At 71.5% G+C, this 20,346-nt stretch carries 20 protein-coding genes, 1 tRNA gene and 1 pseudogene; 6 read left to right on the top strand and 16 right to left on the bottom strand.

What is annotated here, in order from left to right; genetic code table 11:
• Positions 1 to 50: 50 nt before the first annotated feature.
• A complete protein-coding gene (locus tag FYX01_RS18055) occupies positions 51 to 1,361 on the bottom strand; it encodes an ABC transporter substrate-binding protein (RefSeq protein ID WP_190394377.1) in 1,311 nt (436 codons plus the stop codon).
• A 218-nt stretch (positions 1,362 to 1,579) separates the two neighbouring features.
• On the opposite strand from FYX01_RS18055, the gene FYX01_RS18060 reads away from it, so the two are divergent.
• The 4 genes and pseudogenes from FYX01_RS18060 to FYX01_RS18075 all read left to right on the top strand — a co-directional run bounded on the left by FYX01_RS18060 (position 1,580) and on the right by FYX01_RS18075 (position 5,933).
• Positions 1,580 to 2,602, top strand: coding sequence for a LacI family DNA-binding transcriptional regulator (locus FYX01_RS18060; protein ID WP_150242914.1), 1,023 nt, complete (start codon positions 1,580 to 1,582; stop codon positions 2,600 to 2,602).
• Positions 2,603 to 2,694: 92 nt separating this feature from the next.
• Positions 2,695 to 4,341, top strand: a pseudogene (locus FYX01_RS18065) (glycoside hydrolase family 13 protein); the annotation flags it as partial.
• 100 nt (positions 4,342 to 4,441) lie between these two features.
• The gene (locus FYX01_RS18070) at positions 4,442 to 5,290 is read left to right on the top strand and encodes an MBL fold metallo-hydrolase (RefSeq protein ID WP_150242916.1); all 849 of its coding nucleotides are present in this window, start codon (positions 4,442 to 4,444) and stop codon (positions 5,288 to 5,290) included.
• Complete coding sequence (locus FYX01_RS18075; protein WP_150242918.1) at positions 5,283 to 5,933, top strand: ArsR/SmtB family transcription factor; 651 nt, start codon at positions 5,283 to 5,285, stop codon at positions 5,931 to 5,933. The genes FYX01_RS18070 and FYX01_RS18075 overlap by 8 nt, the downstream gene beginning before the upstream one ends.
• Positions 5,934 to 6,101: 168 nt before the next feature.
• Here the strand turns inward: FYX01_RS18075 and FYX01_RS18080 are convergent.
• From FYX01_RS18080 to nadD, 4 genes are all read right to left on the bottom strand, one after another.
• Positions 6,102 to 6,174 (bottom strand) — tRNA-Ala (locus FYX01_RS18080).
• A gap of 78 nt (positions 6,175 to 6,252) precedes the next feature.
• A complete protein-coding gene (locus FYX01_RS18085; RefSeq protein ID WP_190394379.1) occupies positions 6,253 to 6,876 on the bottom strand; it encodes a histidine phosphatase family protein in 624 nt (207 codons plus the stop codon).
• Positions 6,877 to 6,922: 46 nt separating this feature from the next.
• Positions 6,923 to 7,321 carry a ribosome silencing factor gene (gene rsfS / locus FYX01_RS18090; protein ID WP_150242921.1) on the bottom strand — a complete coding sequence of 133 codons (399 nt, stop codon included), beginning with the start codon at positions 7,319 to 7,321 and terminating at the stop codon, positions 6,923 to 6,925.
• A gap of 17 nt (positions 7,322 to 7,338) precedes the next feature.
• Positions 7,339 to 7,989 (bottom strand): nicotinate-nucleotide adenylyltransferase, encoded by a 651-nt coding sequence (nadD, locus tag FYX01_RS18095; protein WP_263363765.1) that lies wholly within the window; start codon positions 7,987 to 7,989, stop codon positions 7,339 to 7,341.
• A gap of 228 nt (positions 7,990 to 8,217) precedes the next feature.
• On the opposite strand from nadD, the gene FYX01_RS18100 reads away from it, so the two are divergent.
• On the top strand, positions 8,218 to 9,273 hold the full coding sequence (locus FYX01_RS18100) for a M48 family metallopeptidase (RefSeq protein WP_150242925.1): 1,056 nt from the start codon (positions 8,218 to 8,220) through the stop codon (positions 9,271 to 9,273).
• 95 nt (positions 9,274 to 9,368) lie between these two features.
• Here FYX01_RS18100 and FYX01_RS18105 read toward each other — a convergent pair whose 3' ends face one another.
• From FYX01_RS18105 to FYX01_RS27065, 5 genes are all read right to left on the bottom strand, one after another.
• Positions 9,369 to 10,106 carry an alpha/beta hydrolase family protein gene (locus tag FYX01_RS18105; protein ID WP_150242927.1) on the bottom strand — a complete coding sequence of 246 codons (738 nt, stop codon included), beginning with the start codon at positions 10,104 to 10,106 and terminating at the stop codon, positions 9,369 to 9,371.
• A gap of 86 nt (positions 10,107 to 10,192) precedes the next feature.
• On the bottom strand, positions 10,193 to 11,164 hold the full coding sequence (locus FYX01_RS18110) for a hypothetical protein (protein ID WP_150242929.1): 972 nt from the start codon (positions 11,162 to 11,164) through the stop codon (positions 10,193 to 10,195).
• A gap of 258 nt (positions 11,165 to 11,422) precedes the next feature.
• Positions 11,423 to 12,697: a glutamate-5-semialdehyde dehydrogenase gene (locus FYX01_RS18115; protein WP_150242931.1), complete on the bottom strand. Its 1,275-nt coding sequence runs from the start codon at positions 12,695 to 12,697 to the stop codon at positions 11,423 to 11,425.
• A gap of 256 nt (positions 12,698 to 12,953) precedes the next feature.
• On the bottom strand, positions 12,954 to 13,397 hold the full coding sequence (locus FYX01_RS18120; RefSeq protein WP_150242933.1) for a type II toxin-antitoxin system PemK/MazF family toxin: 444 nt from the start codon (positions 13,395 to 13,397) through the stop codon (positions 12,954 to 12,956).
• Positions 13,398 to 13,458: 61 nt separating this feature from the next.
• Complete coding sequence (locus tag FYX01_RS27065) at positions 13,459 to 14,013, bottom strand: TetR/AcrR family transcriptional regulator (RefSeq protein WP_150242991.1); 555 nt, start codon at positions 14,011 to 14,013, stop codon at positions 13,459 to 13,461.
• Between the two features lie 159 nt (positions 14,014 to 14,172).
• Between FYX01_RS27065 and FYX01_RS18130 the strand changes: the two genes are divergently transcribed.
• Complete coding sequence (locus tag FYX01_RS18130) at positions 14,173 to 14,922, top strand: SDR family oxidoreductase (protein WP_150242935.1); 750 nt, start codon at positions 14,173 to 14,175, stop codon at positions 14,920 to 14,922.
• A 27-nt stretch (positions 14,923 to 14,949) separates the two neighbouring features.
• Here the strand turns inward: FYX01_RS18130 and FYX01_RS18135 are convergent, their stop codons facing one another.
• The 6 genes from FYX01_RS18135 to rplU form a co-directional block, all read right to left on the bottom strand.
• Entirely contained in the window at positions 14,950 to 15,834 is an 885-nt protein-coding gene (locus tag FYX01_RS18135) for an alpha/beta hydrolase fold domain-containing protein (protein WP_190394380.1), read from the bottom strand.
• Positions 15,835 to 15,999: 165 nt separating this feature from the next.
• Entirely contained in the window at positions 16,000 to 16,785 is a 786-nt protein-coding gene (locus FYX01_RS18140) for an endo alpha-1,4 polygalactosaminidase (RefSeq protein ID WP_150242937.1), read from the bottom strand.
• 76 nt (positions 16,786 to 16,861) lie between these two features.
• Positions 16,862 to 18,019, bottom strand: coding sequence for a glutamate 5-kinase (gene proB / locus FYX01_RS18145; protein ID WP_150242939.1), 1,158 nt, complete (start codon positions 18,017 to 18,019; stop codon positions 16,862 to 16,864).
• An 82-nt stretch (positions 18,020 to 18,101) separates the two neighbouring features.
• On the bottom strand, positions 18,102 to 19,466 hold the full coding sequence (gene obgE, locus FYX01_RS18150; protein ID WP_150242941.1) for a GTPase ObgE: 1,365 nt from the start codon (positions 19,464 to 19,466) through the stop codon (positions 18,102 to 18,104).
• A gap of 125 nt (positions 19,467 to 19,591) precedes the next feature.
• Complete coding sequence (gene rpmA, locus FYX01_RS18155; RefSeq protein ID WP_077691437.1) at positions 19,592 to 19,852, bottom strand: 50S ribosomal protein L27; 261 nt, start codon at positions 19,850 to 19,852, stop codon at positions 19,592 to 19,594.
• Between the two features lie 13 nt (positions 19,853 to 19,865).
• Positions 19,866 to 20,177: a 50S ribosomal protein L21 gene (gene rplU / locus FYX01_RS18160; RefSeq protein ID WP_150242995.1), complete on the bottom strand. Its 312-nt coding sequence runs from the start codon at positions 20,175 to 20,177 to the stop codon at positions 19,866 to 19,868.
• Positions 20,178 to 20,346: the final 169 nt, after the last annotated feature.

Raw genomic sequence — 20,346 nt, forward strand, 5'->3', positions numbered from 1 at the left:
CTCACCCAGGCCGCTGGTCACACGGACTCTCTGGGTCGTCGCCATCGCCCCTACTCTTGTTCGAGCGCGTCGTCGGCCGCCTGGTCCACCGCTTCGAGGGCCGGCCCGGCCTCGCCCTGTCCCCGGAAGGCCGGGTGCAGGTTGTCCTGGATGGCCAGTGACAGCGAGTTGTAACCGGGCACCGGCGGGCGGGCGTGGGCCTGCGAGAGGATCTCGCCGAGCATCTCGAAGTTGGGGTCCTCGGCGTTCTCGTAGGCGCTGAGCATGGTCGGCGGCAGGCTGTGCTGGGCCAGGATGTCCTGGGCCCCGGGGTCGGTGGCGGCCCACGCGACGAACTCGCGGGCCAGCTCCTTGTTCTCGCTCAGGGTGCTGACCGCGTTGTTGAGCCCGCCCAGGGCGCTGGTGGTGCCCTCGCCGCCGAAGGTGGGCATCGGGGCGACGGCGAACTCGTCGGCGACCGCGCTCTCCTCGTCGCCCTCACCCGCCAGGAGCGGGACGGCGTAGGGCCAGTTGCGCATGTAGACGGCCTCGCCCGCCTGGAACAGGGCACGCGCGTCGTCCTCGACCATGGAGTCGAAGCCGTCGGCGTAGAAGCCGCTGTCGTAGGCCTCGGTCATGAAGTCGAGGGCGGTGGTGGCGGCGTCGCCCTCCAGGAAGGTGCTCTGTTCCTGTGCGTCGTCGAACAGCTGGCCGTCCGCGGACCAGAACAGCTCCAGGTAGTTGACGACGAAGCCCTCGTACTGGTCGCCCTGGCCGACGTAGGCGGAGATGCCCTCCTCCTCGGCGGCCGCCATACCGGTCTCGTAGAGCTCGTCCCAGGTGCTGGGCGGCTCCTCGACGAGGTCGGTGCGGTAGTAGAGGAACGCGCCGTTGGAGGAGTAGGGCAGCGCGTAGAGCTCCTGCTGCCACTGGGCGCTGTCGAGGGAGCCCTCGAGGCTGACCCCCTCGACCTCTCCCCGCAGGTCCTCCAGGCTCTCGACGTAGCCGAACTCGGCGAACTCACCGGTCCAGATGACGTCGAGACCCAGGACGTCGAACTCCCCGGCCTGGTTCTGCAGGTCCTGGAACATCGCCTGGCGCTGCTCGTCGGCGGTGGGGGCCAGGAAGAAGACCTCGACCTGCTTGTCGGGGTTGTTCTCGTTCCACAGGCGGGCGACCTCCTCGTGGATGGCGCGGTCGGCTCCCGTGACCGCCCAGACGAACTGCGGGTCGTCGGCGATACCCGCGGGCTCGCCGCCCTCGCCCGAGGTCTCCTCCCCCGGAGGCTGGCCGCACGCTGTGGCCAGGGTGAGGCCCAGGGCGGCGAGACCGGCGGCGCAGGCGCGTACCGCGTATCCCTTCGGACGTGAAAGCACTGGCATGGCTCTCTCCTTCCGCGCCGGGGACCGCCCTGGCGCGCGCATCGAGTGTGTCCTGGTTCATCCCCGAGGTGGTGTGCAAACGATGCCACCGGCCATGTGACGTAGTCAACAGAGAAAGCGTCTCGCGCTACGTCACGCGGGTGGAAGAACAGTGAGCCGCCGGTTCACTCCCATGAAAACGTTGCCATAACCCGGGTCGCACTCCTACCGTGGAAAGCATGTCCAGCCAACCCGCGAGCATGCGGGACGTCGCCGATCGCGCGGGGGTCTCCCTCTCGACGGTCTCCCGTGTGCTGCGCGGCGCCCCCGGAGTCGCCCCCGAGGTCCGGCACCGCGTCCAGCGGGCAGCGGACGAACTCTCCTACGTGGTCTCGCGCAACGCCTCCGGACTGGTCACCGGGCGCACCGGGCGGGTCGCGGTGGTCGTGCCCTTCCTGCAGCCGTGGTACTTCGGCGTGGCCCTGGCCGGGATCAGCGACGCCCTGCGCGAGGCCGACCTGGACATGCTCGTCTACCAGGTCGGCGAGACGCGCGCGCGCCAGGGGTGGACGCGCTCGCTACCGCTGCGGCGCAACACCGACGCCGTGGTCACCGTCTCCATGGACCTGTCCGAGGAGGAGTGCCGCCGCCTGGACGACGTGGGCGTGCCGATGGTGCTGGTCGGCCAGTGCGTGCCGCGGCGGGCCAGTGTGTACATCGACGACCGTGCGGGCGCGGCCGGGGCCACCCGGCACCTGCTCAACCTGGGGCACACGCGCGTGGCCTACATCGGTTCGCGGACCGAGGAGTGGTTCAGCACCAGTTCGCGGCACCGGCTGGAGGGGTACGGGGCCGCCATGGCCGACGCGGGGCTGTCCCCGTGGAGCGTGGTCAGGTCCCCGGGACACGAGGGCGGCGGACTCGCCATGGGAGAACTGCTGTCGGACCACGACCCGCCCACGGCCGTGCTCGCCGAGTTCGACTCCATCGCGCTGGGCGCGTACCGCACGCTGCGCCGTTCCGGTGTGCGCGTACCCGACTCCGTCTCGCTCATGGGGTTCGACAACCACGAGGCCGCGTCGGTGCTGGACCTGACCACCGTCGACCAGGCGCCCTACGACACCGGACTGGCGGCGGGCCGGCTCACCGTGGACATCCTCACCGGAACCGCGCGCGACGACGTCCAGTTGGAGATGCCCACGCAGCTCATCCTGAGGCAGTCCACCGCCGCACCCCGGGGCACACGCGGCCTGTCCTGGTGAACCACGGCGGCGAGGGCCCGGGGGTGGGGGCTCCGGCATCCGACGCAGGCACCCGACCATCCGATCACCCGACTCCCGGGAGGGAACTCATCATGCAGCAGTGGTGGCGCGACGCGGTCCTGTACCAGGTCTATCCGCGCAGCTTCGCCGACGCCGACGGCGACGGGACCGGCGACATCGCGGGGATCACCTCGCGGCTGGACCACGTGGCCGACCTGGGCGCGGACGGGATCTGGCTGTCTCCGTTCTACACCTCCCCGTGGACGGACGGCGGGTACGACGTGGCCGACTTCCGGAACGTGGACCCACGCCTGGGCACCCTGGCGGACTTCGACGCGATGGTGGAGGCCGCGCACGCGCGGGGCCTGCGGGTGATGATCGACATCGTGCCCAACCACACCTCCGAGGAGCACCCGTGGTTCGAGGAGGCTCTGGCGGCGGGGCCCGGGTCACCCGAGCGCGGACTGTACGTGTTCCGCGACGGGCGGGGGGAGCACGGGGAGCTGCCGCCGACCAACTGGCGGTCCACGTTCGGCGGTCCGGCGTGGAGCCGCACGGCCGACGGGCAGTGGTACCTGCACCTGTTCGCCCCCGAGCAGCCGGACCTGAACTGGGACGACGAGCGGGTGCGCGAGGAGTTCCGCGGCATCCTGCGGTTCTGGAGCGGGCGCGGGGTGGACGGCTTCCGGATCGACGTGGCGTACGCGCTGGTCAAGGACATGAGTGAGCCGCTGCGCGACCTGGTGCTGGTGGAGGGCGGTCGCTTCGAGGACATCGCGGCCAACCCGGACCATCCGTTCCTGGACCGCCCCGGGGTGCACGAGGTGTACCGGGACTGGCGACGCGTGCTGGCCGAGTTCGATCCGCCCAGGGCCACGGTGGGCGAGGTGTGGCTGCCCAGTGACCGGCGGGTGCTGTACACGCGTCCGGACGAGCTGGACCAGGCGTTCAACTTCGACTTCCTGCGGACGGCGTGGGAGGCCGACGCCTACCGCGGGGTGATCGACTCCTCGATCGCCGACGCCGCGCGGGTGGGCACGGTGCCCACGTGGGTGATCGGCAACCACGACGTGGTGCGCCCGGTGTCGGTGCTGGGGCTGCCCGCGGGGACCGACCAGGGCGCGTGGCTGCTCAGCGGCGGCCACGATCCTGAGCCGGACCTGGAACTGGGCACGCGGCGGGCACGGGCGCTGGCACTGCTGGAGCTGGCACTGCCGGGGTCGGCGTACGTGTACCAGGGCGAGGAGCTGGGGCTGCCGGAGGTGGCGGACCTGCCCACGGAGGCGTTGGAGGACCCGCGCTGGTTGCGCAGCGGGCACACCGACAAGGGCCGGGACGGGTGTCGGGTGCCGCTGCCGTGGACGGTGGGGGGCGCGTCGTACGGATTCGGCGGAGACCGGGGAGAGGCCGGGCGTTCCGGGCGGGCCCCGTGGCTGCCCCAGCCCGAGGGGTGGGGCCGGTGGTCGGTGGAGGCCGAGTCCGGTGACCCGGAGTCGGTGCTCAGCCTGTACCGCCTGGCTCTGGCACACCGGCGGGGGTTCGCCGCGGACGAGGTGCTGACCTGGGACGACAGGCTGAACCGGGGGCCGGTGCTCGCGTTCTGGCGGGGCGCGGACGTGCTGGTACTGGTCAACACGGGAGAGGAGGCCGTGGAACTGCCCTCGGGAGAGGTACTGGTGGCCAGCGCGGAGCCGGACGGCGGCGGCCTGCCGGGGAACGCGGCGGTGTGGCTGCGCCGGTGAGACCGTCCCGCCGGGGTTGTGCGGGTTCGGGCACACCCTTATTCTATTCATCACTAGAATACTGGACAACCAGGGCACCGAAGAGGCGAGGAACCCCATGGCCGCCACACCCACCGCGTCCGGCGGGATCACCGACTACTGGGTCTGCCGCACCTGCGGCGCCAACCGGGCGCCCTCCGGCACCGCTCCCGCCGACTGCCCGATCTGCGAGGACGACCGCCAGTGGGTGCCCCGGGACGGGCACCACTGGGCCACCCGCGAGGAGTTGGCCGCGGAGGGCCACCGGACCGTGCTCCGGCCGGTGGAGAAGTCCGTCGTGGGCATCGGCGTCGAACCCGGGATCGGTGTGGGCCACCGGGGCGTCCTGGTGCGGACCGAGGCGGGCAACCTGCTGTGGGATCCGCCCGGCTTCCTCGACCAGGACGCCGTGGCCGAGGTCGAACGGCTCGGCGGTGTCGCCGTCGTCGCGTCGAGCCATCCGCACATGTACGGCTCCGCCGTGGAGTGGGCCGACCTGTTCGGAGCCGAGGTCCTCCTGCCCGAGGCGGACGCGCACTGGCTGCAGCGGCCGAGCGGGCGGGTGCGCACCTGGAGCGGGGAGCACCGGCCCCTGCCGGGGACGGTGATCGTCCAGACCGGCGGCCACTTCCCCGGCAGCGCGGTCCTGCACCTGGACGAGGGGGCCGGCGTGCTGTTCACCGGCGACACGGTCATGGTCACCCCCGGCGGGGACCACCTCACCTTCCTCTACAGCGCGCCGAACCGCCTCCCGCTGCCCGAGCGCCTGGTGCGCCGCGTGGTCGCCTCCGTGGACCACCTGGACTTCGACCGGATCCACGGTGGGTGGTGGGAGCCCAGCATCGGGGCCGGGGCCAAGGAACTCCTCGCACGCGACGCCGAGCGCTACATCCGCTTCCTCAACGGAGACCTCCCCGACTATGACTGACTTTCCCGAGGCACCGATCTACGAGCACCTGGCCCGCCTGGGCAAGGTGCTGTCCGCCCCGGTGCGGCTTCGACTGCTCGACCTTCTCGACCAGGGCGAGTGCACCGTCGAGGAACTGGCCCAGCGGGGCGGGATGCCGCTGAAGAACACCTCCTCACACCTGCAGCAGCTGCGCGCGGCGGGGCTGGTGGCCACCCGGAGGGAGGGCACCCGGATCCACTACTCCCTGCGCGACCGGGAGGTCTCCCGGTTCCTGGGAGGGTTCCAGGAGTTCGCCGAGGAGCGCACGAGCGACCTGCGCGCGGAGATCGAGGAGCACCTGGGCAGGGACGAGGCGGTCGGCGCGGTCACCGGGCCCGAACTGGAGGAGCTGCTCCGCGACGGGGAGGTCGTGCTGGTGGACCTGCGCTCACCGGAGGAGTACGAGGAGGACCACGTGCCCGGCGCTGTGTCGATCCCCTCGCGCCAGCTGGAGGAGCGCCTGGACGAGCTGCCGTGGGACGTGACGATCGTGGCCTACTGCCAGGGACCGTACTGCGTGGTCTCGCCCCGCGCCGTCCGCATGCTCAACGGCACGGGACGCCAGGCGCGCAGTCTCAGGGGTGGCTACGTCCACTGGAAGCGTCGGCGGGACACCGCCTGACCCCCGCCCGGCCACAGCCGGGAAGAAGGACCACCCCGGCCGCGAGCGCGCCGCGAGACGCGACGGCCGAAGGCCGAGCGGCGCACCGGGGGGCCTGGGGGCCGCCCCCCAAAGAAACAGGCCCGCGGGGAAGGCGGACCAAGTCCACCGACCACACGGGCCTCAACGTGGAGCTATGGGGATTCGAACCCCAGACCTCCTCCATGCCATGGAGGCGCGCTACCAGCTGCGCCATAGCCCCGTAAGGGAGCCGATCGGACCTGTGCGGTCCTGCCGACTCCCTGCACCCTAGCGGAATCCGGCGCGAACGTCGAAACGGTTACGCGTCGTCGCTGAGCACCACCGGCTCGGGCAGGCTGGCCGCGTTGTGCTCCATCAGCCGCCAGTGGTCCCGACGCCGCTGGACCACCGACCAGCAGCAGTTGCTGATCGGTCCCAGGACCTCGCGCTGTTCGTCGGGGATCCCGAGCATCCGGGCGATCCCCACCCGCAGGGCGGCACCGTGGCTGACCACCACGAGCAGTCCCCCGGACGGGGTCTTACCCAGTCCGCGCTCGATGGCGGCGTGCATCCGGTCACCGACCTCGGCGATGTCCTCACCGTCGGGAATGTCCATCCGGGCGTGCTCGACCGGCCAGCGCTCGGACAGCTCCGCCCCGGTCAGCCCCTGCCAGGACCCGCCGAAGCGCTCGCGCAGCCCCTTGTCGAACTCCACCCGCACGCCCGAGGCGCGGGACAGGTATCCGGCCGTGTCGGCGGCCCTTCTCAGGTCGGAGGCGACGATGACGTCCGGGTTCATGGAGGCGAGCAGCTCTCCCGCCCGTCTGGCCTGGGCGTGGCCGATCGGGTCGAGTTCGATGTCGGTCTGCCCCTGGAAGCGGTTCTCCACGTTCCAGGCCGTACGTCCGTGCCGCCAGAACAGCACACGAGGCGCGTCACTCACGTGGTTGTGTCTCTCCGCTCGGAGTTTCGTCGAGATGGTGCCGGTGTTACTGCTCGTCCAGAGGAGTACGCTCGGCGCCGCGTGCGTTCTCGGGGAGGTCGATCTCGGGGCAGTCCTTCCACAGCCGTTCGAGGCCGTAGTACCCGCGCTCCTCCTCATGCTGGATGTGCACGACGATGTCGGCGTAGTCCAGCAGCACCCAGCGCCCGTCGCGCTCGCCCTCGCGGCGGACCGGCTTGGCACCGGTCTGGATGCGGAGCTGGTCCTCGACCTCGTCGACGATCGAGCGGATCTGCCGGTCGCTGGGCGCCGAACACAGCACGAAGGCCTCGGTGATGACCAGCTGCTCGCTGACGTCGTAGGCGATGATCTCCTGGGCGAGCTTGTCGGAGGCGGCCTCTGCCGCGACCTTGACCAGCTCCAGCGCCCTGTCGGTGGCTGTCACGTTGTGCTTGCTGCCTTTCAGCTCTCTCGGTAGAGCCCGGTTTTGTTGATGTAGCGGACGATGCCGTCGGGCACCAGGTACCAGATGGGCTCGCCCTTGCGGACCCGCTCCCGGCACTCGGTCGAGGAGATGGCCAGCGCGGGGACCTCCATCAGGGAGACCTTGCCCTCGGGCAGCCCGGGATCACTGAGATGGTGACCGGGACGGTTACAGCCTACGAAATGCGCGAGCTCGAACAGTTCGTCGACGTTGTGCCAGCTCAGGATGGCACCCAGCGCGTCGGCCCCGGTGATGAAGTACAGCTCGACCCCGGGTCCGTACTTGGAGCGCATCTCGCGCAGTGTGTCGAGGGTGTAGGTGGGCCCGGAGCGGTCGATCTCCACGCGGTCCACCCGGAACTGGGGGTTCTCGGCGGTCGCGATGACCGTCATCAGGTAGCGGTCCTCGGAGGGGGTGACCTTGGCCAGGTCCTTCTGCCAGGGCTGGCCGGTGGGGACGAACACCACCTCGTCGAGCTCGAAGAAGTGCGCGACCTCGCTGGCCGCCACGAGGTGCCCGTGGTGGATGGGGTCGAAGGTGCCACCCATGATGCCGACCTTGGTCGGGACGGTTCCTCCCCGCGTGGGGGACCCTCCGCTCCGGGGGGCGTCGGAAGCTTCGTGCGCCACTGTGCGCTCCGTTTCGCCTTGGACGTTGCCGTTGCCGGGACCGGCCAACCGAGAGTAGCCGACACTGGACACCGACACTGTCCCCTTCCTCCCCGTTCGCCCCTTGCGCTGGGGCGACGGGCACCACGAAAGGTGCTTTCCCGGGCGTGTCCCCGACGCCTGGAAATCGCGTCATATCTCGTTCGGGAAACCGTGGCCAAGCACCACCCCGGCACATAGCATGCCGATATGGCCAACACACCAGACCGCGTTCGCGTCCGGCTCCCCGAGATCTCACCCCGCGCCTACGAGCATCCCGCCGACCGCGGTGCCCTGGTGGCGCTGCGCTCGCTGCGCGGGTTCGACGAGGTGTTCAAGCGCCTGTCGGGACTGTTCAACGAACGAGCCCTGCGACTGATGTTCCTCTCCAGTGCCGTCCGGGTCGGCCCCACCCAGTTCCCGCACGTGTATGACTACGTGCGCGACGCCGCCTACGTCCTGGACCTGGACGAGGTGCCCGAGCTGTACATCCAGATGAACCCCAAGCCGAACGCCATGGCGATCGGCAGCCAGCGGCCGTTCATCGTGATGACCACGGGCCTGTTCGACCTGCTGGACGCCGAGGAGCAGCGCTTCGTCGTCGGTCACGAGGTCGGCCACATCCTCAGCGGCCACGCCGTGTACCGCACCATGCTGCTGGCCCTGATCCGCCTGGCCGCCCGCGTGGCGTGGGTGCCGCTGGGCTTCATCGGCATCCAGGCCATCGTCGCCGCGCTGGAGGAGTGGTACCGCAAGTCCGAGCTGTCCTGCGACCGCGCCGGAGTCCTCGCCAGCCAGAACCCCGAGGCGGGCAAGCGCGCCCTGATGAAGCTGGCGGGCGGCTCCAGACTCGTGGAGATGAACCCCGACGCGTTCCTGGAGCAGGCCCGTGACTACGAGTCCGGGGGCGACGCCCGCGACAGCCTGCTCAAGATGGTCAGCCTGATGGGTCAGACCCACCCGTTCGCGGTGGTGCGCCTGGCCGAGCTGCACCGGTGGGTCGAGAACGGCTCCTACCAGCGCATCGTCAACGGCGACTACCCGCGCCGTTCCTCCGACCGCGACGCGAAGGTCGGTGAGGAGGCGCGCAGGGCCGCCGACTCCTACAAGGAGGCGTGGGAGCGCTCGGGCGACCCGCTGCTGGGCACCCTGCGCGACGTCGCGGGCAGCGCGGCCAACGCGGGCGGCAGGATCTTCGACACCGTCGCCGACCGGTGGCGCAACGGCTCCTCCCGCGGCGGCCAGGGGTCCAACGGTTCCTCCTGACATCGCGCCGCGGCGGTGCGGTGGCCCGGTACCGAGGGAGGCGGTCCGCACCGGCGGAGCGCCTCCCCCTTCCGCCGTGTGCGCGGACTCCGGGATCAGCGCGGTTCGGACAGGTACCCGCGAACCCGTTGCCAGGCGGCGTGGGCCGGGTCGATGACCGCGAAGTGGTCGGCCCCGGCCACCTCGCGGTAGTCCACGTCTTCCCCGGCCGCGCGTGCGGCGGCCACATAGTCGCGGCTGTGCTCGACGGGGACGCGCTGGTCGGCGTCGCCGTGCACGACCAACTGGGGCACGCCGAGCGGCACGCGCCGCACCGGTGAACTGTCGGAGTACAGCGCCGCGGAGGGATCCTGGCCGAGGAACGGCCCGACCGCGCCCTCGCCGAGGCCCGCCCCGGCACAGCGCTCCAGGTCGGTGACGGGTGCGAGGGCCACCACGGCGGTCACGGGCGTTCTCTCGTCGAGCGCGTTGAGCAGGGCCAGGTGCCCGCCCGCGGAGTGCCCGACGGACACCACACGGGACAGGTCGTAGCGCCCGGACCCGCGAGCGGCCGCCACGGTGAGGAACTCCAGGGCCCGTCCGACGTCGTCCAGGGTCTGTGGCCAGCCCCCGCCGTCGCCGCCGGTGCGTCGGTACTCCACGTTCCACACCGCCCATCCGGTGGCGGCCAGGTCACGGGCCAGCGGATCCATGAGGCCGGCGTCGAACCGGTCGCGCCACCAGCCGCCGTGCAACAGCACCGCGACGGGCGCGGGCCCGCCCGTGCCGCCCACCGGGTCCCACAGGTGCACGTTCTGGCTGGGGTGGTCGCCGTAGGCCACGGTGGTCGGCACGTGTCTCTCCTCGTCCTCGGGCTCGCTGTCCGCGGACCGTAACAGGTCGCCCCGCTTCCGGCCCTCGGTGACGGGCTTGACCGGGTCTAGAAGGCGGGACCGGCGGCCATGGCGTCGTCGATGGTCTCGGCGCGGGCCTCCTCGACCTCCTTCACGAGACCGTCCTCGTGGGCCTCGAACTCTTCGACCACGGTGGCGGAGAAGCTGCGCAGGGCGATCTCCTCGGTGAGAATGTCGCCGCGGACGCGGTTGTGGTCGCCGACCTGGGCGGTCGGGGTGTTGCCGGAGGTGACCAGGTCACCGCCGACGATGTTGTTGTCGACGTAGACGCCGCCGTTGACACCGGTGACGCTCAGGTCGCCGTCGACGTAGTTGACGGAGGAGCAGAAGCCCTCCTCCTCACCGGCGCCGACCGCGACCGGTCCGGAACCACCGGTGTAGGCCGCCGCGCCGATGACCTCGCTGTCGCAGAGGATGCCGCCGCTGGCCGGGTCGGTGACGGACAGGTCGCCGCGCACCACGGAGTCGTAGATGTCGGCGTACTCGACGCCGTCGGCCTTGAACACGCCGTTGACGCGGGAGCCGGAGACGTAGACGGAGCCGACCTCGGCGTTGACGCTGCGGACGGAGGAGTCGACCACGTAGGCGAAGCCGTCGGTGTTGCCGCCCTCCACCGGGACGGTGCGCAGGGCGGCACCGGCCGAACTGCCCTCCATGTAGGTGCCGTAGGAACCGCGGTTGACCACGCGGTCACTGATGGAGCTCTCCTCGGCGTCGAAGTAGCCGTCCTTCTGGACGGTCACCCTGCCCTCGACCTCGCCGCCGACGATGTGCAGGTTGGCGCCCGTGCGGACGGTGACGTCGCCCTGGACGACGGTGCCGTCCAGGAAGCAGCTCTCGCCGGCGGGGACCGCGAGGTCCGTGGGCAGGGTGATCGCACCGCCGTGGCCCGAGCAGAGGGTGACGAGGTCCGCCTGGGCGGGAGAGGCCGCCATCGTGGCACCGCCGATGGCCAGGGCGGTCGTGGCGATGGCCGCGACCTTGCTCCGGAGCTTCATATGGGGGATTTCCTTTCGTCGTGACCGTGGGGACTGGCGCTCCGAGTGGGCTCAGGAGCGCCGTGAGACACCACAGTGAAAGTATCGCCCGAACTTCGCTTTGTGAATACTCCCGGGACGAAGATTCGCTTTTGTCCAGGTTGCCGGAAGGAAAACGTTCCAGGCGCCAACCGGAACACGAATCCTCCTCACCGCTTCCTCGTACCGGTCCTCGCGTACGCGGGCCGCCCGTCGGTGCGGACGGCCCTTCCGACCCCGTTACCGGAGATGGCCGTCACCGGTGACCACGTACTTGGTGGAGGTCATCTCGGTGAGGCCCATAGGCCCTCTGGCGTGCAGTTTCTGAGTGGAAATACCAATTTCGGCACCGAAGCCGAATTCGCCGCCGTCGGTGAATCTCGTGGAGGCGTTGACCATGACCGCGGCGGAGTCGACCCGGGAGACGAAGTACCGGGAGGCCTTCAGCGAGTCGGTGACGATCGCCTCGGTGTGCTGGGTGGAGTACCTGCGGATGTGCGCGAGTGCCTCGTCGATGGTGGACACCACGCGCACGGACAGGTCCATGGCCAGGTACTCGGTCGCCCAGTCCTCCTCGGTGGCCTCCACCACGGTGGCCCCGGTCCGGTGCGCGGCGGCGACCTCCAGCACCCGCGGGTCGCCGTGCACGGTCACTCCGTGCTCGGCCAGCGACTCCAGGACGCGCGGCAGGAACACCCCGGCCACCGCCTCGTGCACCAGCAGGGTCTCGGCGGAGTTGCACACCGAGCAGCGCTGCGCCTTGGCGTTGGTGGCGATGGCCACGGCCTTGTCGAGGTCGGCCTCGGCGTCCACGTAGACGTGGCACAGGCCCTCGCCGGTCTCGATGACCGGAACGGTGGAGTCGCGGACCACGGCCTGGATGAGGGAGCCGCCGCCGCGCGGGATGAGCACGTCCACCAGACCGCGCGCACGCATGAGCGCGGTGGAGGACTCGCGGGTGCGCCCGGGCACCATCTGGATGGCGTCCACGGGGACGCCGGTGCCCGCCAGGGCGTCCCGGAGGACCTCGACGATGGCGGTATTGGAGGCGTAGGCCGAGGAGGAGCCGCGCAGCAGGGCGGCGTTGCCGCTCTTGAGGCACAGGGCGGCGGCGTCCACGGTGACGTTGGGACGGCCCTCGTAGATGATGCCGATGACACCGAGCGGCACCCGGATCTGGCGCAGGTCCAGGCCGTTGGGCAGCACGGAGCCGCGCACGGACTCGCCCACCGGGTCGGGCAGTTCGACGATTTCGCGTACGGCGTCGGCGATGGCCTCGATCCGCTGCGGGGTGAGGGTGAGCCGGTCGATCATGGCCGGGTCGGTGCCGTCCTGGCGTGCCCGCTCCACGTCCTCGGCGTTGGCCGCGGTGATCTCCTCGGCTCGCTTGACCAGGGCGTCGGCGATCGCCAGCAGCGCCGTGTCCTTCACCGCCCGGCTGAGCGGGGCGAGGTCGGCCGCGGCGTCCCTGGCGCGCTCCGCCACGGCGTGGACCTCGCGCTCGATGTCGCTCATGGTGCTCTCTCTTTGTTGGGAGGCCATCCCGGAGTACCCGCCCTGCGGCGTCGGAGGACGTCAGGGATACGCACCGGGGTGAACACCTCCAGCGTATAGCGCCGTGCGTCCGGGAACACGGTCGTCCACAGGCCGCGACGACCGCTTCGCGTATCCGCCCGTGTTCGTCCGCGCCACCGGGACCGGGCCCCGGCCGAGAGGGCTCCCGGGCCGCGCCGGCCCCGGCCGCCGGCGCGGCCCGGGAGCCCTCTCCGGGTCAGCGCCAGCCGTAACGGGAGCGCAGGACCGCCGCGACCCTCCAGAACAGGTCCTCGTCCATGACCGCGGCCTCGCGGCGGATGCCGTCCTCGTCGAACTCGAAGAGCCGGTCCACCCGTACGTAGGAGTCGCGCTGCTCACGGTCCCAGGGGCCCGAGCCGATCGGCAGCCAGTCCTGGACCTCCCAGCCGTCGGGGCGCCGCGAGGACAGCATCAGGCCGTGCAGGAGCCCGTCGCGGCGGCCGACCACCAGCAGCGGGCGGTCCTTGCCCCGGCCCGGATCCTCCTCGTAGGGCACCCACGTCCACACGATCTCGCCCGCGTCGGCGAGGCCGTCGCGCTCGGGCGCGTAGACGAGCGTGGTCGCGTTTCGGACGGTGGGGATCTCGCGGACCTCGCCGTGCTGGGGATGGTCGTCGCTTCGGCTCATCGTTTCGCTCACGCCCGAATCCTAGGCCGTGGTCGCGGAAACGCCACCCGGGCCCTCCGTCCTGCGGGCCTCCTCAGCGCACCGCGAGCAGGGCCTCCAGCGCGCGGACGCAGTGGGCGACCTCCTCCCGCAGGGGGCGGGCACGGCCCTCCTCCGGGACGGCCGACCAGCGCAGCGCCCGGTCCTCCACGTAGGCGATCCACCCGTGTGCGACGGGCAGCGCGTCCCCGTCCAGGCCCAGGACCGCCAGGGCGCGCTCGGCCATGGCCAGGCGCAGGTCCTCCACGTGCTCCCCGCCCAGGCCCACGGCCCCGCTGCCGAAGACCAGCGCCAGGTACGACTCGCGGCGCCGGTCGACCTGCCCGTAGTAGCGGGCCACGAACTGCGCGACCGCCTCGCTGGGGGAGAGCCCCTCGTCGGGGGCGGTGTTGCGCACGATCCGGCGCCCCGCGGCGGCCACGACGGCGTCGTGGAAGGCGGTCTTGTTCGGGAAGTAGTGGAACAGCAGCCCCCGGGAGATGCCCGCCTCCCTGGCCACCTCGTCGATGGGCAGCTCCTGGATGGGCTTCTCCACCAGCATCCGCAGCCCGATCCCGACCAGCTGGCGCCGGCGTTCGTCCTGGGTCATCCGCGTACGTCGCGGCGCTCGGTCGCTCACACTATTGAGCATTGCTCAATAAGGACGTAGTGTCAACGGCATGGACTTCGCACGGCGTCCCCTCCCCTCCTGGACGCGCTCCGCGGCAGGACCCGGGGACAGCACGAGAGACAGCACGGAGAAGCACACATGAGCAAGGGAACGATCCTCATCACCGGTGCCAGCGCCGGCCTCGGAGCCGAGATGGCGCGCCAGTTCGCGGCGCTCGGCTACGACCTGGGACTGTGCGCGCGGCGTACCGAGAAGATGGAGGCCCTGCGCGAGGAGATCACCGCGGCCCACCCCGACCGCCGGGTGGAACTGCGGGCGCTGGACGTCACCGACGACGAGGCCGTGTTCGGGGCCTTCAGGGAACTGACCGCGGCCCTCGGCACCGTGGACCGGGTGATCGTCAACGCCGGGCTCGGCAAGGGCGCCGCCCTGGGCAAGGGGCGCTACGACGCCAACCGCCAGACCGCGATGACCAACTTCGTGGGCGCCCTGGCCCAGTCGGAGGCGGCCATGGAGATCTTCCGCGCCCAGGGGCACGGCCACCTGGTGATGATCTCGTCGATGTCGGCGCTGCGCGGCATGCGCAAGGCCATGACCGTCTACGCCGCCACCAAGGCCGGTGTGGCCGCCATCGCCGAGGGCCTGCGCTCGGAGCGGGTGCCCGGCCTGGACGTGTCCGTGATCTACCCGGGCTACATCCGCTCGGAGATGAACGAGCACGTGCAGCAGAGGACCAGGTTCATGGTGGATACGGAGACCGGTGTGCGCTCGATGGTCGCCGCGATCGAGAAGCGCAGGGTGAGGGCGTACGTGCCCGCGTGGCCGTGGGCACCGATCGGCTTCGCGATGAAGCGGCTTCCCCTGTCGGCGGTCAGGAAGATGACGTAGGGCTCCGGGCGTCCCGGGCTCCGGCGCTCAGAGCTCCTGGACGGTGCCGATGATCCGCGCCCGCGCCCTGCTGCCCTCGGGGACCGGGACCAGCGGGTAGACGTGGAAGGCTCCCGCCTCCTCGTGCAACTCCGCCGCACCCCCGGCCTCGGCGATCATCGCGTGCAGGCGGCGGGTGTCGGGAAGGAACACGTCGTGGGTGCCGATGTAGAGGTCCACGGGCGGCAGCCCCGAGAGCACGCCGTTGACGGGGCTGAGCCGGGGGGCCGCCAGGTGCTCCCCGCCCGCCCAGGCTCTGGCGGCCTCCTTCAACCCGACCGGGCTGAGCCAGGGGTCGTCCCCCTCCACCTCGACGATGTCGGGGTTGGACATGGTCAGGTCCACCCACGGGGAGACCAGGATCAGCCGCGCGGGCCGGGGCAGGTCCACCTCGGGCAGTGTCTGCGCGAGGGCGAGCGCCAGCCCGGCTCCTGCCGAGTCACCGGCGAAAACGGTCCGGCCGGCGTCGACGTGCTCCAGGAGCTCCCGGTACACGGCCTGGAGGAATCCGAAGGCCTCCCGATAGGTGTGCCGCGGCGCCAACCCGTAGAGGGGGACCTCCACCCGGCAGCCCGCGTCCGCCATCCGGGAGATCAGTACCCAGTGCCACGGCGAGATCTCGCTGATGTAGGTGCCTCCGTGCACGTACAGCACGGCCTTGTCCGGCCGCCCTTCCCGGGGCAGGACCGTGTAACTGTCGAAGTCCCCCACCGCGCGCCGGGTGATCCCGTGCCGTTTGGCGACCCAGGCCGGGGGCGCGGGGTCGTCCTTGGGCTCGCTGATGCGCTGTCGCGCGCCCTCCACGGTCTCCATCGGACGCTTGCGCGCCACGCGGAACGCCAACGACAGCACACGTGCCACCAGACTCGGCATGGGTGTCACCCTCTTCCTCGGAAGGTCCTGTGGTGAACCCTTCCACAAGCGCATGACAGGGCGGTGGAGGGGCTTCGCGTCCGGCGGTCGGGGTCGGGGGCCCGGCCCCGCCGACCGGTCGGTCCGAACGGACCGGGAGGAGCGTGCCCTCCGGCGCCGGGTCCGTCAGCAGGACTCGCGGAGGTGGCCCGCCTCACCAGGGATGAGCAGGTCGCGGTCGCGCAGGATGGTGCGGGGCGGCGTGCCCGGAGCGCCGCAGACCTCCGCGAGGGCGGAACCGAGTGTGTCTGGGTACTCGACCGCGAGGACGCCTTCACCGTAGGCGTCGGTGTAGGCGCCGCACTCGTCGAAGGCCACGCACTCCTCGGCCACGGCGAAGTCGAATCCCGTCTCCTCCCGTGCCCGGCCGGTGATCTCGGCGGCGTTCTTCTGGGCCGCGGCCAGCCCCCGGTCGTGGGCGGCGGCGACCAGCTCGGCGGCCAGGGCCAGGTTGTCCTCCGCGGTCAGTGCCCCGCCCGAGCGATCGAAGGAGTCCAGGTTATCGAACTCCACGGCGTCGAAGCCCCGCTCGGCGCAGGTGGCGACGGCCTCCCCCACCACGCGGACGATCTCCTCCCGCGTGTCGGCGGAGGAGGTGTCCAGCAGCATCTCGTCCGGCCACCCCGGGTCGGCGACGGGATCGCCGTCGGCGTCGCGCAGGACCAGGCCGGGGTGTTCGGAGAGCCAGCGGTCCCGGTCCTGGGGCTGGGTCTGGAAGCCGTTGACGTAGCAGACGGAGTACAGGCCCGCGACGGGGTCGCCGGTGGAGTCGCGGACCACCGTGGCCACGTCCGGGGCGGGGGCGTACCCGCCGCCGAGCTGGTAGTCGAACGGGCCGTCCGGCGGGGGCTCCGGCGCCGGGAGGGCGGCGGACGCGCACCCCGCGCACAGGGCGGCGGCGAGGACCGCCACGGCCGAACGTGCCCCGAAGGCCCCGGCCGGTCGGCCCCGCCGCCCGTGCCCGCCCGGCGGGAGGGCCGGGAACGCCCTAGAGCACAACGAGGTCGTCCCTGTGCACCAGTTCCCGCTCGTAGGAGGGCCCCATCTCCCGGGCCAGCCACCGGGTGGACCGCCCCATCAGGTCGGGCACCTCGGCCGCGTCGTAGTTGACCAGTCCGCGCGCGACCACGCCGCCCCGCTCGTCGCACAGGTCCACCGGGTCGCCCGCGCTGAAGTCGCCGGCCACCCTCACCACACCGGCGGGCAGCAGGGACGCCTTCTCCCGCACCACCGCCGCGACCGCGCCGGGGTCCAGGACCAGGCTGCCCCGTCCGGCGGTGGCGTGCGCCAGCCACAGTTGGCGTGCGGAGGGGCGCCGCCCGCCGCCCGGGGAGAACAGGGTGCCCACGCGGTCGCCCTCCAGCGCGGCGCGGGCGTTGGCCGCGGAGGTCAGCACGGTGTGCACCCCCGCCTCGGTGGCGATCCGCGCGGACGCCACCTTCGTGACCATTCCACCGGTGCCCACGCCCCGCTTTCCCGTGCTGCCGATGTCGATCCCGTCCAGGTCGGCCGGGCCGCGCACCAGGCTGACCACCGACGACTCCGGCGCGGAGGGGTCACCGTCGTACAGGGCGTCCACGTCCGACAGCAGCACCAGCGCGTCGGCGCGCATCAGGTGGGCCACCAGGGCCGCCAGCCGGTCGTTGTCGCCGAAGCGCAGTTCGTCGGTGGCCACGGTGTCGTTCTCGTTGACGATCGGCACGGCGCCGATGTCCAGCAGGCGGCGCAGCGTGCGCTGGGCGTTGCGGTGCTGTACCCGGCGCATCATGTCCTCCACCGTGAGCAGGACCTGTGCGGCGGTGAGCCCGTGCCCGGCCAGCTCGGCCGTGTACGCGGCCAGCAACAGTCCCTGCCCCACGCTCGCGGCGGCCTGCTGGGAGGCCAGGTCGCGGGGGCGGCGGGTCATCCCGAGCGGGGTCATCCCGGCCGCGACCGCGCCGGAGGAGACCAGGATCACCTCCTGGCCGACGGCGCGGCGGTCCGCCAGTACACGGACCAGGTCGCGGATGCGGCCGGAGTCGATCCGGCCCTCCGGGGTCGTCAGCGACGACGACCCCACCTTCACCACGACCCGGCCCGCGGCGGCCACCGCCGCGCGGCCCGCGGCCTCCGGGGAGTCGGTCTCTTCCAGTTCTGTGCTGTGCACCGTGAGGGGCTTTCCATCCAGTGGCGCGGCGCCTGGCACCGCGCTCGTGCCTGTTCGGCCGGGCCGTCGGTCCCCGCGCGGATCAGCCCAGCCGGGCGTCGGTTCCGCGCGGGCCGGACGGGACGATCTCGGCGTCCGTGGACGTGTCCCAGTCGAAGACCACGGAGTCCTCCTCGGTGCCGATACGCACCTCGGCGCCCTCGGCGGCACCGGCCTTGGCCAGCTCCTCCTCGATGCCGATGCGGTGCAGGCGCTCGGCGAGGTAGCCCACGGCCTCGTCGTTGGAGAAGTCGGTCTGGCGCACCCACCGGGCGGGCTTGTCGCCGCGCACCTGGAAGGTGTTGTCGCCCAGCGGCACCACCTGGAAGGGGATGTCGCCGATCATCTGGGGCCGGATCACGATCCGGGTGGGCTCGGCCACGGGTGCGGCCTCGCGTGCCGCCGCGACCTGCTCGGCCAGGGCGAAGGACAGCTCGCGCAGGCCCTCGCGGGAGGCCGCGGAGACCTCCAGGACCTGGTAGCCGCGCTCGACCAGTATCGGGGTGACCAGCTCGGCCAGATCGCGCGCCTCGGGCACGTCGACCTTGTTCAGGGCGACCAGACGCGGCCGGTCGGACAGGTCCACGCCGGCGCGCTCGCCGTAGGCGGACAGCTCCGCCTCCAGGGCCTCCAGGTCGCTGACCGGGTCGCGGCCCTGCTCGTAGGTGGCGCAGTCCAGCACGTGCAGGAGGGTGGAGCAGCGCTCGATGTGGCGCAGGAACTCCAGGCCCAGACCCCTGCCGTCGCTGGCGCCGGGGATGAGCCCGGGCACGTCGGCGATGACGTACTGGACGCTGCCCGCCTCCACCACGCCCAGGTTGGGCACGAGGGTGGTGAACGGGTAGTCGGCGATCTTGGGGCGGGCCGCGGACATCGCGGCGATCAGGGACGACTTGCCCGCGCTGGGGAAGCCCACCAGGCCGACGTCGGCGATGGTCTTCATCTCCAGGCGCACGTCGAAGCCCTCGCCCTCCTCGCCCTTGAGTGCGAAGCCGGGCGCCTTGCGCTTCTTGGAGGCCAGCGCGGCGTTGCCCAGGCCGCCGCTGCCGCCCCGGGCGAGCACCAGGCGGGTGCCGTGGCCGACCATGTCGGCGATGACCTCTCCGTCCGCACGGGTGACCACGGTGCCGTCGGGCACCGTGAGGACGAGGTCCCCGCCGTTGGCCCCGGCGCGGTGGCCGCCCTGGCCGGGCGTGCCGTTGCGGGCGGCGCGGTGCGGGCGGCGCTGGTAGTCCAGCAGGGTCGCGGCCTGGGTGTCGACCTCCAGGACCACGTCGCCGCCCCGGCCGCCGTTGCCGCCGTCCGGGCCGCCCAGCGGCTTGAACTTCTCACGGTGCACGGAGGCACAGCCATGCCCGCCGTTCCCGGCCTTGACGTGCAAGACCGCCTCGTCGACGAAGTCAGGCATAACTCTCCCCGTTACTCTCCGGCCCCGGTACGGGGCCTACAAACACGTGTGTCACCCAGTGACAACGCGAGGGGCGGGCCAGTGTTCCCTGGCCCGCCCCACCTTCACAACGTCCGCGCGCGGCCCTACTCGGCGGCGACGGGAACGATGTTCACGGCCTTGCGGCCGCGGAAGCTGCCGAACTTGACCTGACCGGCGACCAGCGCGAACAGCGTGTCGTCACCACCACGGCCGACGTTGGCGCCGGGGTGGAACTTGGTGCCGCGCTGACGGATCAGGATCTCGCCAGCCGAGACGGCCTGACCACCGAAGCGCTTGACGCCGAGGCGCTTGGCGTTCGAGTCACGACCGTTACGGCTGGACGAAGCGCCCTTCTTGTGTGCCATTTCTCCAGGCCTCCTACTTCGCCGCGATGCCGGTGACGCGCACCTGGGTGTGCTTCTGGCGGTGCCCCTGGCGCTTCTTGTAACCGGTCTTGTTCTTGTACTTCAGGATGTTGATCTTGGGGCCCTTGGTCTCACCGAGGATCTCGGCGGTGACCGAGTAGCCGCTCAGCTTGTCCGCGTCGCTGATGACGTTGCCGTCCTCCACGACGAGGATGGGCTGCCACGTGAGGGTGGCGCCAGTCTCCTCAGAGACCTTGTCGATGTTCAGGACGTCATCGACAGACACCTTCTCCTGTCGGCCGCCCGCTCGCACGATCGCGTACACCGGGTAACTCTCTTCCTGCTCGCTCAACGAATAATGCTCGGGACCATCCCCGAGACGTGAGGTCCGGGGTCCGGGTCCGGCAGTGCCTGTGCCCAGGCCCGCCGGGAGGCCCACTCCCCGTGTGGGCGGGGAGGCGCCTCGTTCCACGATCCACTGATCGCCTGTAGCG

Origin of the sequence: Nocardiopsis quinghaiensis (assembly GCF_008638365.1) — a bacterium.
In the GTDB taxonomy this organism is placed as follows: Bacteria; Actinomycetota; Actinomycetes; order Streptosporangiales; family Streptosporangiaceae; genus Nocardiopsis; species Nocardiopsis quinghaiensis.